Genomic DNA, 13,180 nt, shown 5'->3' with positions numbered 1-13,180 from the left:
AAAACGGCCGTTCTAGTAGCGATACCGAGCCCCTCGCGGACCGCTTCTGGACATAATGTATACAAAATGTAAGCGACGCAGGTGGCGCGTGAGATTGGCTTTGGAGGCCACGTAGTGGCACTGAGTGTTGAAATTATTTTCGACGGACGCGGCGCCACACCAGACCGCCGACCACGAAGGCGCCCAGTACGAGCCACGCCCAGATCGGGATACGCGTCATGAGCGTCGCCGCTTCGCCACCCCAGTAGACCATCAGCCACAAGCCCGGTACGCAGCCCAGCGCAGCGCCCAGCAAACAAGGCAGAAAGCGCGCACGCGAGAGGCCCATGACGTATGCCGGACCCGGCGCCAGGAAGAGCACGGAGCGCATGCCGAGCGAGACCAAGAACGCGTTCTCGCTGACGTGGGCTTCCCAGGCACGGAAGCGGGGCGGCAGGCGTGCCGCGACCCACTCGCGCGCGATGGAGCGCGCGAGGTAGAAGCCCACCGCCATCCCGCCGGCGCTCCCCAGCACGCACACCAGCAACGCGACGGGCTTGCTGAACAGCACCATGGCGGCGATGACGATGAACGTCGCGGGCACACCGAAGCCCTCGAGCGTGGCGTGCAGCAGGACCCACGCGAACGGCGCGAGCGGGCCGAGAGTGCTCACGTCGGCGCGCACACGCTCCGTGTCGCGCAGGTAGTCGAGCGCGCCGCTGAACCACAGCGTCGCGGGCACGAGGAGGAGGAACCCGAGCCACACGGCGGTCCGCAGCCAGGAAGCCCGGGCGGGAGGGGACTCGCTGGACTCGCTCATGGTCTCGGTCCTCGGGGCGCGCGTTGGCAGCGGGGGCACACGTGCGTCCCGCGCTGCCCCACCACCAGCTTCTGCACGGTGGCTTCGCAGCGCCGGCAGGGCTTCCCGTCGCGGCCGTACACGCGGAACTGGTGCTGGTAGCTGCCGGGCTGTCCCTCGGGCGTGCGGTAGAACGTGTCGAAGCTGGACCCCTCGCGCGCGATGGCTTCGTCGAGGATGGCGCGGATGGCCTCCGCGAGCCGCGCAGCCTGCGGCTTGGTCACGCGCTCCGAGGACTGCAGCGGGTGCAGCTGCGCCTCGTGCAGCGCCTCGTCGACGTAGATGTTGCCGAGCCCCGCCACGAACTCTTGGTCCAGCAGCAGGGGCTTCAGCGCTCGCCGTCGGGCGCGCAGCGCCGCGTGCAGCCACGCACCCGTGAAGGCTGGCTCGAGCGGCTCCGGACCCAGGTGCGCGAGCGTGGCGAGCGGGTCCGCCACGTGCGTGAAGCGCCCGAACTTGCGCACGTCGTCGAAGCGCAGCGTGTGCCCGTCGTCGAGCCCGAGCGCGACGCGGGTGTAGGGGCCGAGGGGCGCCGCGCTGGGCTCGACGTGCAGCCGCCCGGTCATGCGCAGGTGCACCAGCAGCGCGCCCGCGTCTGCCCCCGCATCGCCCGTGCCGCCCCGTCGCAGCGTCAGCACGATGTACTTGGCCCGGCGTCCTACGTGGGTGACGGTGGCCCCTCGCACCAGGCGCTCGAACGTCGCGGCCGTGGGGCCCCCGAGCGAGCGCACCCATGAAGCCTGGGAGGAGGTGATGGTGCGGCCCAAGACGCGCGGCCTGATCAGCCGCGCGACGGTCTCGACTTCGGGGAGCTCCGGCATGGTCGCGAGACTAGAGCACAACTCACGAGCCCCGGGAGCCCCTGTTCGTGTTCGTGCGCATCGTCGCCCTCGTCCTCGTCATTGTCGCCGTGCGCGTGCGCGTGCGCGTCCTCGTGAGTGTGGTCGTGTTCGTCCTCGTGTTCGTTCTCGTTCTCGTCTTCGTCTTCGTGCGCGTACGCGTACGCGTGGAGGTGCTTCCGGTGGCTGTCGTGAGCTCGCGGCGACGTAGGGCAGATGCCGTACTCGGCGGGCTTCAGGCGAGTACGCGCACGCGCATGAGCACGAGCACACGCACGAGCACGCGCACGCGCACGCGCACGCGCACGCGCACGAACACGAACACGAACACGAGGGACGGTCGCGACGACCGCGAGGGGCGGACGGTCGAGGGCCGGAAAAAAGCAGGGACCGCCTCGAGTAAGTGGTGCTTCGCTCGTGGCGCGAGAGTGACCCGGCAGGCCGCGGGCCTTACGCCATCATCTTGCTGAACTTGGCGGTCAGGACGGGGTCGGACGCCAGCTTCACGCCCCAGGCCTGCGCCACGCCGCCGTAGCTGGCCATGTTCAGGCCGTACATCTTCAGCGCGCCGTTCATGTCGCCGGTCTGCATGTGCTTCATCATCTTCACGTAGTCCGACAGCTTCGCGACGGGCTGCCCGGGGAACACCACGGGGTCCGGGTCGCCCATGTCCTCGCCCGCTGCGGCCGCCTGCGCCACGGCCTGCGCGTTGACGCGCGCGCCCTCGACGTCGAAGTGTCCGCCACGGATCTGCTCCGCGATGCGCCCCTCGTGGCTGTTCGGGTCGATGCCTTCCAGCTTGAGCTTGGTCAGGTTCACCTGCTGCTCGAAGAACGCGCGCAGGCGCTTGTCGTTGCGCAGGCGCGTCTCCCAGCCCTCGATGCGCCCGCTGGCGGCCGCGTTGTTCGCGGGGAGGCCGTACTCGCGGCACAGCTTCTCCAGCTCGCGCCACTGCTCGTTGCCGAGCGCGTTGCCCACGAACGCCATGCGCCCGCCCGCGTGGTGCGCGTGCTTGGTGGTGATGGCGTCGCGGCGCGCGGACAGCTCCGCGTACTGGGCGATGGTGAGCCCCTCGTGCGTCTCCTCCTGCTGCTTCTCGCTGTGCCGGTCGTCGTAGTCGTAGAGCCAGTCGGAGAAGGACTTGAGCTTGGCCTCGTCGTGCCCGCCCATGTTGAGCCACGCCAGCGCGAGCGGGCGCTCGTAGGTGGTGAAGCCCTCACGCGGGATGCTGGCGCGCAGCTCGGTGAAGAGCGCCTCGATGTCGGGGCGCGTGGCAGGCTCCTGCTGCGCGATCCAGGCAAGCACGACGATGGCGGCGAGGGAGGTCCAGTCCACCGGACCGCGCGCCACGTTGAACAGCGCGAACTTGCGCCCCCCCCCGTCGCTCCAGCTGCCGTCCGTGCGCGCGATCACCAGCGCCGTGGCGATCTGCAGGCGCAGCACCCACGTGAACGGGTCCATGCCCTCGGGGATGGGGGCCGGGTGCACCATCAGCGAGAGCAACTGCTCAAGCCAGGCCACGCCCATCTGAGGGCCGAGCGCCTTGGCCTCCGCGTCCCAGCGCTCGAGCAGGAAGGTCTCGCGCGCGATGGACGCCACGGCATCGACCACGCGCGGATCGGGCGCGGGGACGTTCGGGTAGCCGCGCTCGGCGTCGAAGCGCCAGAGGGAAAACGCCACCTGGCCGCGCGGACTCCGCGGGTCGGGCGAGACGGACTTCTGGTAGGCCAGCTTGACCCCGATGCGATACTGCTTGTCCGCGGCCCAGCGCTCGAAGGCCAGGAGCACGCTGGGCGACTCCGGGTGCGTGACGTTCATCGTCAAGCTGCCGCCTTGGGCGCGCTCTGGGTGCTGCGTCAGGTCGCGCACAACGTTGCGCAGCGCGTTGGCGCTGGCGTCTCCGGGGCCGGGCAGGAAGTGGATGTAGTCGCGCTGCGGCTCCATGTCGCACAGCAGCTGCCAGGCGCGGCCCGAGTGCTCGGCCTGGTCGTAGAGCGCGAACTTGAGCTCGGGGTTCTTGGTCTTCTTGAACTCGGCGTAGGTGATGGACGACTCGGCGTGCCGGTGCTTCGGGTTCTGCTGCAGGACTTCGCGATAGGCGGCGATGGCGTCGTCCCAGCGCTCGGCGTTGAGCAGCGTGTCGCCGATGTCCAGCTGCGTGGAGATGGGGTCGGCGCCCTCCAGCGAGAGCGAGTAGCGGTACCACTCCACCGCGCGGTCGATGCCGCCGGCGTCGCGGTGCGCCGTGGCCACCATGATGGCGGTGCTCCACTTCTTGTCGAGCTGGTGGCACTGCTCGGCCAGCTGAATGGCAGGCACGAAGTCTCCCGCGCGGCGCAGCGCGGACGAGCCGGCCATGAGGACCATCGGCTCCTGCGGGTGGATCTGGCGCAGGATGGTCATCACGCGCACGGCCGCCAACACGTTCGGCTTGCGGTAGTCATCGTCGGCGATGGGCGCCGGGCACTCGGACAGCCAGCGCAGCGTGGGGATGACCACCAGCTTGACGGTGTCCTCCGCGCTCATGCCGCTGAGCTTGCCCTCGGCGGCCCACTCGGCGCCCCACACGAAGAAGGGCACGTCGGGGCGCAGGTTCACGACATAGCAGAGCTCGCGGAAGGCCTCCGTGGCGTTGCCCAGCTTGGCCTGCACGTACGCGCGCGTCGCGACCGTGATGTAGTCGAACTTGGCCTGGTTGGTGCGCACCAGCGTCAGCGCCTCGGCCCCTACGCGCTGCACGATCTGGTCGAGCACCGCGCGCATGGCCGCGTTCTCGGGTTCGACCGAGAGGACGGAGCTTGCGTGGAAGAGCGCCGTGCTCAGGTCGCTGACCTGCATGGCCTTGGTCGCGCCCTCGATGTTGATGCGCGTGTCCTGCTCGTTGAAGTCGACGTTCATGACCGAAACCCCCGTGAAGTTGCGCGACAAGCTACCAGCAAGCGCCACCCGTGGATCACGGAAAGAGCAGGTTCAGTCCGCTCACAAGTCTTCAGTGACGACGGCGCCCTCCGGGGGCGCAAAGAGGGCCGCCGGCCACTTCTGTCCCAGCGCAATGTCGGACACGTAGATCTCGGTCACGATCTCGCCGGGCATGCCGGCCTCGAGATCCCAGCTGGAGGTGTCCAGGCGCTGCGCGAAGCGCAGACCGTCCACCTCGGTGGGGTCCGTGTACCGCATGAGCTTCTCGGGGGTGTGACCGCCCTCGGGGAAGAAGCCGGGGAAGCTGACCACGTAGCGGAGGGCTGCGAGGTGGTGCGTCTCCGGGTGCAAGTAGAGGATGTAGTAGTCGTCGGGCGCGTCGCCCACGCCTTCGCCGTAGGTGAGCTTGACCAGCTGGTAGACCGTTCCGTCGAGCGAGGCGTCGGTCAGCCGCTCGTAGCGCGTGCCCGGGTCCGCGGCGACGAAGGGCATGCCGACGAAGTAGTAGGGCGTCAGCGACCAGAAGCGCGCGCTGCTGGGGAACGCGTCGGCTTCAGGGGTGATCCAGGCGCGCCGACCGTCCCACCCGAGCGTGGCCTCGGCGCCGGCCCCCCCGTCGAGCTCGGTCTGACGGGCGTGCGCGCTCCAGTGGTCCACCTGGTTGCGTGTGTGCATGCGGCGCTCGGGCTGGGCCAGCGGCTTGTAGTCGAACTCGAACGACACGGTGCTACGCGCGAGCCACGTCGCGAGACCGCCGTGCGCTTCGATGGTCGCCCACACGAGGGCACCCGCCGGGTCGGCCTGCATGCGCGCCCGAGCCTCGTCCACGCGCGCCTCGACCCAGGCGGCAGGGCGTGGTCCGACCTCGTCCGCGGTCGCTGGCTCGGGTGTGGGTCGCAGGGGGGGGGCGGCGGGTGTCGCGCCAGCGTTCGTCTGCTCGGCGCGTGGCGCAGGGTCGCAGCCACCCAGCGACGAGGAGACCAGCCAGAGGAGGGCGAGCGGGGCGGCAGAGCGGCGGCGGTCGGACATGTCCTTCCTATACCGGCCGTGGGCGACGACGCACGCGGGCGTCGCTCTCTACCAGACGATGCGGAACACCATGGGGTCCGAGGTCATCTGCCCGCGGGCATAGCGCTCTTCGACGACCGTAGCGCCCGGGTGGGTCGAGAGGCGCAGCGCCGCCTGTTGCCACCCCGCGGCCACCGCACCCAGGTGCGCGATGGGCAAACCGGCCACCGTGAGCCGGGCTTCGGTGCGCGTGCGGTCCCATTCCAGCTGGCAGCGCTGCTCCTTGAAGTACTGCGACCACATGCGAGGCATCATCGGCACGGCGCCGTGCGCCGAGAGGACCCGGAGCAGCGCGCGGTAGATGCCGGTGAGGTTGTCTTCGGCCACGTACCGCCCCAGCGCCTCGAACTCGTCTCGAGCGTCCATCGTGCCGCGGAAGCCTCGCTCTCGGGAGTAGAGGTTCAAGAGCGTGTCCAACGCGGCGATCGGGTACCACGACGCCGACATGGCGTTCTCGAGGACGTCGCGCGCCGACACGGGGGCGCGCGCGATCATGGCGGCGTAGCGCGCGTCACCGACGCGGGCCTTCATGAACTGCGCGCACGCGTTGAACCCAGCTCCCTTCGCTAGCGCTGCCACGCGGAGACTCGTACCGGGAGCGTCCACGGTCAACCTGTTGGTGCGGGAGCAGCGCTGCACATGGGAATCACCCTGGCACCCCGCCCCGCCCCGGCGCCATGACCCAGCGTCTTCCGGTGTTGTCCGTTCATCTGGATCCGGCTCCACGCCGGTCGCGTCTGCGCGTGACGGGACCGTCCAAGCCACGCTCGACAGGGCGCGTCGACCGTGGCGTGTGAGGTCCCGCGCGTGTGAGGTCACGCGAGGTGGTCGCGGACCACCTGCACGAAGAACGCGTCGCCGCGGAACTCGCTCATCTTGCCGAGGCGTGCTCCGTTGCGATACAGGAAGAACTGCGGGATGCCGAACAGCGCGAAGCGCGTGGCGAGCGCGTCGTGCTCGTAGGCGTTCACCTTGACCAGCCGCGCGGGGACTTCCCCGAGGAGCTCGAGCAGATGGGGAAGGCGCGACGCGAAGAACTCGCAGTTCGGGCAGTCCGGGCCCCAGAAGTAGACGATCACAAGGGTGTCGCGTGGTTCGAGCACCAGCGTGTCGAACGTCTCCGGGGTGGCGTGGTGGACGGGGATCACGAGAACTCGCCGTGACGGCCCTGGCCCCCCGCGAAGGCGGAGGCACCCGCGAGGGTCTCACCCGACGCGAGTGTTCTCTGGCCCAGCTCGAGCTCGCGGCGCATGGCGGCGTCCCAGTCGAGCGACCACTGGTCGATGGCCGCGCGTCGGTCGCCGCGCAGACAGCGTTGCGGGAAGGCCGCGATCTGCCGCGCGAGCGCCAACGCCGCCTCGAGCGCGTGCCCCTTCGCGACCACGCGGTCGCACAGGCCGATGCGCAGCGCTTCGTCTGCAGCGACGGGGCGGCCCGTGAGGATCAGGTCCATGGCGCGTCCGTGCCCGACCAGGCGCGGCAGCCGCACGGTCCCGAGGTCGATCAGCGGTACCCCGAAGCGACGGCAGAAGACGCCCATCACGGCGTCGTCCGCCACGACACGTAGGTCACACCACAGCGCCAGCTCGAGGCCGCCCGCCACGGCATGTCCCTCGATGGCCGCGATGACGGGCTTGTCGAGCTCCATGCGTGTCGGACCCATCGGCCCGCGGGCCTCGGGCGCGAGGTCGCGTGTATCCCCGCCTGCGAGCGCCTTCAGGTCGGCTCCGGCGCAGAAGGTCCCGCCGCTGCCCGTGAACACGGCGACGTGCGCGGCTTCGTCGGCGTCGAAGCGCAGAAAGGCGTCGTGCAGCGCGCCGGCCGTCAGGCTGTCGACCGCATTGCGCACCCCGGGGCGATCCAGGGTGATGAGCGCGACGGTGTCGCGCAGCTCGTAGTGAACGCTCATCGCGGCAGTGTAGCGGACCGCTCGGCGACGCTGAGAGTTCTCTCAGGGTGATCTCAGGAGGCGTCATGCCGCGCCATGTACGTCTGTCGCCCATGGACCGAACCCTCCTACGTCGCGCGCATCTCCTCGGCCTCTCCGTCGTGCTGAGCACCCAGCTCGTCGCAGAGCAGGCCGCGGCCCAGGCGTCCCACGGTGCTCCCTCGGAGCATGCGCACGCAGGCGTCGCGCGCCTCACGTTCGTCGAGGCGCTCGAGCTCGCGCTCGAGAGGCCCGAGGCGCGCGGCCCGAGCCGGGTGCGCGCGGCCCGAGCCGTGGCCGATGGTGACGTCCATCGCCTGGCGGGCAATCCCTCGGTGCAGGTGCAGGTGGGCCGCCGCCGAGTCCCGCGCGCAGATGTGGGCCCGGAGGTCCAGGCCACCATCGTGCAAGGGTTCCCGCTCGGCCGACTCGGAGCCGCTCGCCTGGCCGCGTTGGCGAGCGAGCTGCGTGCGCTCGACGTGGAGCAGCGCGTGGAGCGGATGTGGGCCGCGCTGGAGGGCGGTGACGCCTGGCTCGCGCTCCACGCCGCCGAACAGCGCCTCGAGGTCGCCCACGCCTGCGTCGCGCTCGGCGAGCAGCACCTCGCCGTCGTCTCCCGTGCCCAGGTGCTGCGCCTCGCGACCGACGTCGACGTCTCGGAGGCGACAGGAGCGCTCGGTGCGCTGCGCCTCGAGGTGACGCAGGCGGACGACGAGCGACGCGCGGCGTCCCTCGCGCTGCTGCATGCGACGGCGCAGCACGACCAAGGTCTGCACGCCGCGACTCTGGGGGCGCCACCCGACGTCGCCGTCCCCCCGGTCGACGAGCTCCTCGGTGACCCCGCGCGCTTCGCGGGCTTCCCGACGCTCGCGCTGCACGAGGCGCTGGTGGCGGCCGAGGTGGCGCGGGCACGCGAAGTGGAACGCGCGACGCGCGGCGTGGGCGCGCTCGGTGTCTACGTCGAGCGCGACTCTCCGCGCGGCATCGTGCTGGCGGGCGTATTCCAAGCGACGTTCGGGTTCGTGGACCGCAACGGCAGGGGGCGCGCGGAGGCGGCAGAGCGTGTGGCGCGCGCCGAGGTCCAGGCGGTGCGCGCGCAGCACGAGGCGCACGGCATGTTCCAGGCGGCGATCGATGCCGTGGAGCTCACGGAGCGCGCGCGTCTCACGCATGCCGCCGAGGTGATCACCGCGCTCGAGGCGCGCGCGCAGCAGCTCGCGCGGAGGCTGGCGCTGGGGGCCGGCACCCGCGCCGAGGTCCTGCGGGCAGACTTGGCGCTCGCCCAGGGCCGCATCACGCAGGGGCGCCTCGACGAGGCCGCGGCGCGCGCACGCCTGCGGCTGCGGCTGTTGCTCGACGCGGCGGGGTCGGAGGACGCGTCCGCAGAACGGTTCGTGGCTGGCACGGAGGCACCATGAGCGTCATCGTTCATCTCTCGCGTCGGGCCCGACCCACGTCGCGCGCTCCGATGGCATCGGATGGGAGTTCAGGCGCGCAGGGGTCACCTGGCGCCGTGTCGCGCGTTTCGCGATCGGGCGTTGCGATCACGTGCGCGATCGCCGTCTGCATGGCGTGCGGTGGCCCACCCAGCGCGGAGACCGACGCGTCAGGGGACACGCGCGCAGCGATACGCCAAGATGCACGTCAAGACGCGCCCACCGACGTGCGCGCCGCGTCTGCCCTGGGGTCGCCCCGGGAGGCGACGCCAGGGGACTCAGGCGCTCTGCCGGGCGCCGCCCACGACCCGTCGGATGGCTCCTCCCCCGAGGGGGTCGCCGTTCCGTTGCGGGAGGCGCTCGGGCGCGTGGTCACCACGTCGGGCGTCAGCGACGTCGGGTTGGTCTTCGATGGGCGTGTCCGACGGTTGGTGGCGCACGTGGGTGACGCGCTGGAGGAGGGCGACGTGGTCGCGGAGGTGGAGTCCCCCGAGCTCGCGCTCGCGGCCGTCGAAGTGGTCGGGCTCGCCGCGCAGTCACGCCTGCTGTCCGAGCAGCGCGAGCGGGTCGCGCAGTTGGTCGCCGAGTCCCTCGAGCCACGCGCGACGCTCGACGCGGCAGAGGTGGCGCTGGTTCAGCTACGCACCCGCGCCGACATGGCCGCCGCGACATTGCGGGCTGCGGACGTCCGCGCCGCCGATCGTCGCTACCTCGCGCGTCACGGAGTGCTCCGAGTCCGCACGCCCCGGGCCGGCGTCGTCGTCGCGCTGTTGGTGCGCGAGGGGGCGTCCGTGGGGCGCGAGATGCCGCTCGCCCGCGTGGTCAGCCCCAGTGACGCCGTCGTTCAAGTCACGACCGCACAGCGCGCTCCCGACGGCCCCGTCACCCTCGTGGTCGATGGGCACGAGCTCCCCGCGACGCCCACCCAGGCGCCCGTGCTCGACCCCTCCACGGGCATGTTCCACACCTTCTACCCCGTCACCTCGCCGCTCCCGCACGGCGCCTGGGTGACGGTCCGCTTCGGACGGGAGCAACCATGATCGAGCGCTTGCTGCTCTGGTCCATCGCGAACCGCAAGCTGGTCCTGGCGCTGGTGGTGGCGTTGTCCGGAGCGGCTCTCCTGACGGCGCGCAACCTGCGCCTGGACGCGCTGCCCGACGTGACGGGCCAGCAGGTGGTGCTGTTGACGCGCGCGCCCGGCTACACGCCCGAGGAGGTGGAGCGCCTGGTGACACGACCCGTCGAGATCGCGCTCGGCGGGCTACCGGGACTGGACACGCAGCGCTCCCTCTCACGCTATGGCCTCAGCGCCGTGACGGCCGTGTTCCACGACGACGTCGACCTCGTGCGCGCGCGCCAGCTGGTCGCCGAGCGCCTGATGACGCTCCCAGAGCTCCCGGCGGGGGTCGAGGCGCCCGAGCTGGGCCCCATGACGGGGGGGCTTGGCGAGATCTACCATTTCGCCGTCGAGGGAGAGGGCTACGATGCGACGCAGATCCTCGAGCTGGTGGAGCTGCGCATCGCCCCCATCCTGCGCGCGGTGCCGGGCGTGGTGGAGGTCAACACGTGGGGTGGTACGCGGCGCACCCTCGACGTCGTAGGCGACCCCGTCGCGATGGCCGCACACGGCGTCACGCTCGCGGCGCTTCAGGATGCCGTAGCGCGGGCAAGCGGCGCGGTCGCGGGAGACTCGCTGAGGGCGGACGCCCAGCGCCAGCTGCTGCGGGGCCGCGCGCTCCCCGCCGAACCGGCAGACCTGGCGCGCGCCGTGCTGCGCACCTCGGAGGGAGGCGCGACGCTACGCGTGGGCGACGTCGCCACCGTGCGCCCCGGTGCGGAACCCCGGTTGGGTACCGCGACATCGCAGGGCCGCGGCGAGGGTGTGTACGTCATGGTGCAGATGCTGCGCGGCGAGAACGCGCTGATGGTGCTGGACGGCATCCACGCGCGCATGCCCGAAGTGCTCGCGGCCTTGCCCGCGGGGGTCCACGTCGAGACCATCTACGACCGCAGCGAGCTCGTGGCGGCGACGCTGCGCACGGTAGGCAAGAACCTGCTCGAAGGCGGGTTGCTCGTGGCCTTGGTGCTGTTCGTCATGCTCGGCAGCGCCCGGGCGGCGCTCGTCGTCGCGGCGACCATCCCGCTGGCGATGCTCGGGGCGCTGGTGGGCATGGTGGCGCTCGACGTGCCTGGAAACCTGATGAGCCTTGGCGCCATCGACTTCGGCCTGCTCGTGGATGGCGCGGTGGTGTTGGTGGAGGCCATCTTCCATCGCTGGGCGTCGCATCCGGACGAGGACTCGTCGGTAGGCCTGCAGCGTGCCGTGACCGAGGTGGCCCGCCCGGTCGCCTACTCGGTGGCCGTCATCCTGATGGTCTACGTGCCCATCCTCGCGCTCCAGGGGGTGGACGGTAAGATGTTCCGTCCCATGGCGATCACCGTCGTGCTGGCGCTGGCGGCGGCGCTGCTGCTGACGTTCACCTTCACGCCGGCGATGACGGCCCTCGCGGTTCGACGCGAGCACATGCCAACCAACTCGCCGCGCCTCGTGCGCGCGCTCGAGCGTTTGCACACGCCTCTCCTCGCGGCGGCCAGTCGGCACCCCTTCGTCGTGGGCGGGGTCGCGGTCGCGACGTTGGCGGCGGGCGCGGTGCTCTTTGGGCGCGCTGGGACCGCCTTCGTGCCACAGCTCGACGAGGGCGATCTGGTGGTCCAGGTCACGCGCCGCCCGGACATCGCCATCGAGGGGGCCGCACAGCTGGGGTCGGCGCTCGAGGTCGCCGCGTTGGACGTGCCAGAGGTCGCGGCGGTGTACTCCCGCATCGGGAGCCCGGCGGTGGCCACCGACGTCATGGGCCTCGAGCAGTCCGACGTGTTCCTGCGCCTGCGCCCAACGACCGAGTGGCGCCCGGGGGTGACGCGCGACCGGCTGCTGGAGGAGCTGGGGGAGCGCATCGAGGCGACCTCGCCAGGGGACGAAGTCGCCTTCACGCAGCCTATCCAGATGCGCTTCAACGAGCTCTTGGGAGGCGACGTCACCGACGTGAGCGTGAGCGTGGTGGGAGTGGACCTCGGCGCAGCGCGCGCCGTGGCCGAGGACATCGAGCAGCGACTTACCGGTCTCGAAGGGGCCGAAGACCTGCGCCTCCTCGCGCCCCCCGGCGTGCCGTTGATGGACGTCGTGCCCGACCCCCTCCGAGCGGCGCGCCACGGGCTGCGTGTGGGCGACGTGCTCGACGCGGTGCAGGCGTTCCAGGTGGGGCTCGGCGCGGGCGCAACGTACGAAGACGTGCTGCGCATCCCTATCCGCGTGCGCCTCTCCTCTCCCACCGCGCAAGGGCTCGAGAGCGCGCTGGTCCCGACGAGCGAGGGGCTGGTCGCGCTCGCCGACGTCGCCCGCGTGCGGCGGCTCGAGACTCCGAGCGTGATCCACCACGCACGCTCGGAGCGACGCATCGCAGTGGGCTTCAACGTCCGCGGGCGCGACCTGGGGACCGTCGCCGCGGAGGCTCAACGACGGCTCGTCGGCTTGCACGTGCCGGCGGGCTACCGCCTCGACTGGGGCGGTCAGTACGAGGCCTTCGAGGCCGCCAAGCGACGCCTCACGTGGGTGGTGCCGCTCGTCCTGGTGGGTATCCTCGCGGTCCTGACGTTGCTCTTCCGGCGCCTGCAGCCCGTGCTCATCATCGCCATGCACATCCCCTTCGCCGCCGTCGGAGGCGTGGTGATGCTCGTGCTGCGCGACCTCCCCATCTCCATCTCGGCGGCCATCGGCTTCATCGCGCTCTCCGGCATCGCAGTGCTCAACGGCGTCGTGCTCATGGCCCGCATCGAAGTGGAGGTCGCGGACGGGAAGTCCCCAGCGCAGGCGGCTCTCGATGCGGCCAAGGCACGCCTCCGACCGGTCTCCACCACGGCGCTCGTCGCGTCGCTCGGGTTCGTGCCCATGATGCTGGCGACGGGGGCTGGGGCCGAGGTGCAACGTCCACTCGCGACGGTCGTCGTCGGGGGGCTGGTCACATCGACCGCCGTCAGCTTGCTGCTGCTGCCCGTGCTCTACCCGACCCTGGTGCGGTGGTTCGGCCGCGTCCGCGTCGGGGCGCGCGCTGCCTCCCCGCCCACCTCCGACGCGCTCTAGCCGCCCGTCCGCCAA

The 13,180-nt window shown here is 71.2% G+C and carries 10 protein-coding genes; 3 read left to right on the top strand and 7 right to left on the bottom strand.

Annotated features, from left to right (window positions below; all coding sequences use genetic code 11):
* Nucleotides 1–133 precede the first annotated feature (133 nt).
* From H6726_00595 to H6726_00565, 7 genes are all read right to left on the bottom strand, one after another.
* Nucleotides 134–799 carry a TVP38/TMEM64 family protein gene (locus H6726_00595; protein ID MCB9656117.1) on the bottom strand — a complete coding sequence of 222 codons (666 nt, stop codon included), beginning with the start codon at nt 797–799 and terminating at the stop codon, nt 134–136.
* Nucleotides 796–1,659 (bottom strand): bifunctional DNA-formamidopyrimidine glycosylase/DNA-(apurinic or apyrimidinic site) lyase, encoded by an 864-nt coding sequence (gene mutM / locus H6726_00590; protein ID MCB9656116.1) that lies wholly within the window; start codon nt 1,657–1,659, stop codon nt 796–798. The genes H6726_00595 and mutM overlap by 4 nt, the downstream gene beginning before the upstream one ends.
* A gap of 468 nt (nt 1,660–2,127) precedes the next feature.
* Nucleotides 2,128–4,575, bottom strand: a complete 2,448-nt coding sequence (locus H6726_00585) for a hypothetical protein (protein MCB9656115.1) — start codon at nt 4,573–4,575, stop codon at nt 2,128–2,130.
* 81 nt (nt 4,576–4,656) lie between these two features.
* Nucleotides 4,657–5,625 carry a hypothetical protein gene (locus H6726_00580; protein MCB9656114.1) on the bottom strand — a complete coding sequence of 323 codons (969 nt, stop codon included), beginning with the start codon at nt 5,623–5,625 and terminating at the stop codon, nt 4,657–4,659.
* 48 nt (nt 5,626–5,673) lie between these two features.
* Nucleotides 5,674–6,243 carry a hypothetical protein gene (locus H6726_00575; protein ID MCB9656113.1) on the bottom strand — a complete coding sequence of 190 codons (570 nt, stop codon included), beginning with the start codon at nt 6,241–6,243 and terminating at the stop codon, nt 5,674–5,676.
* Between the two features lie 236 nt (nt 6,244–6,479).
* On the bottom strand, nt 6,480–6,812 hold the full coding sequence (locus H6726_00570) for a thioredoxin (protein MCB9656112.1): 333 nt from the start codon (nt 6,810–6,812) through the stop codon (nt 6,480–6,482).
* Nucleotides 6,809–7,573, bottom strand: coding sequence for a crotonase/enoyl-CoA hydratase family protein (locus H6726_00565; protein MCB9656111.1), 765 nt, complete (start codon nt 7,571–7,573; stop codon nt 6,809–6,811). Before H6726_00565 ends, H6726_00570 begins: the two co-directional genes overlap by 4 nt.
* Before the next feature lie 92 nt (nt 7,574–7,665).
* On the opposite strand from H6726_00565, the gene H6726_00560 reads away from it, so the two are divergent.
* From H6726_00560 to H6726_00550, 3 genes are all read left to right on the top strand, one after another.
* Nucleotides 7,666–9,009 carry a hypothetical protein gene (locus H6726_00560; GenBank protein MCB9656110.1) on the top strand — a complete coding sequence of 448 codons (1,344 nt, stop codon included), beginning with the start codon at nt 7,666–7,668 and terminating at the stop codon, nt 9,007–9,009.
* A gap of 149 nt (nt 9,010–9,158) precedes the next feature.
* Nucleotides 9,159–10,067 (top strand): efflux RND transporter periplasmic adaptor subunit, encoded by a 909-nt coding sequence (locus H6726_00555; GenBank protein MCB9656109.1) that lies wholly within the window; start codon nt 9,159–9,161, stop codon nt 10,065–10,067.
* The gene (locus H6726_00550) at nt 10,064–13,165 is read left to right on the top strand and encodes an efflux RND transporter permease subunit (GenBank protein MCB9656108.1); all 3,102 of its coding nucleotides are present in this window, start codon (nt 10,064–10,066) and stop codon (nt 13,163–13,165) included. The genes H6726_00555 and H6726_00550 overlap by 4 nt, the downstream gene beginning before the upstream one ends.
* Nucleotides 13,166–13,180: the final 15 nt, after the last annotated feature.

Source organism: Sandaracinaceae bacterium (assembly GCA_020633055.1).
In the GTDB taxonomy this organism is placed as follows: Bacteria; Myxococcota_A; Polyangia; order Polyangiales; family Houyiibacteriaceae; genus JADJJE01.
This window is presented reverse-complemented; position numbering and strand designations above follow the sequence as displayed.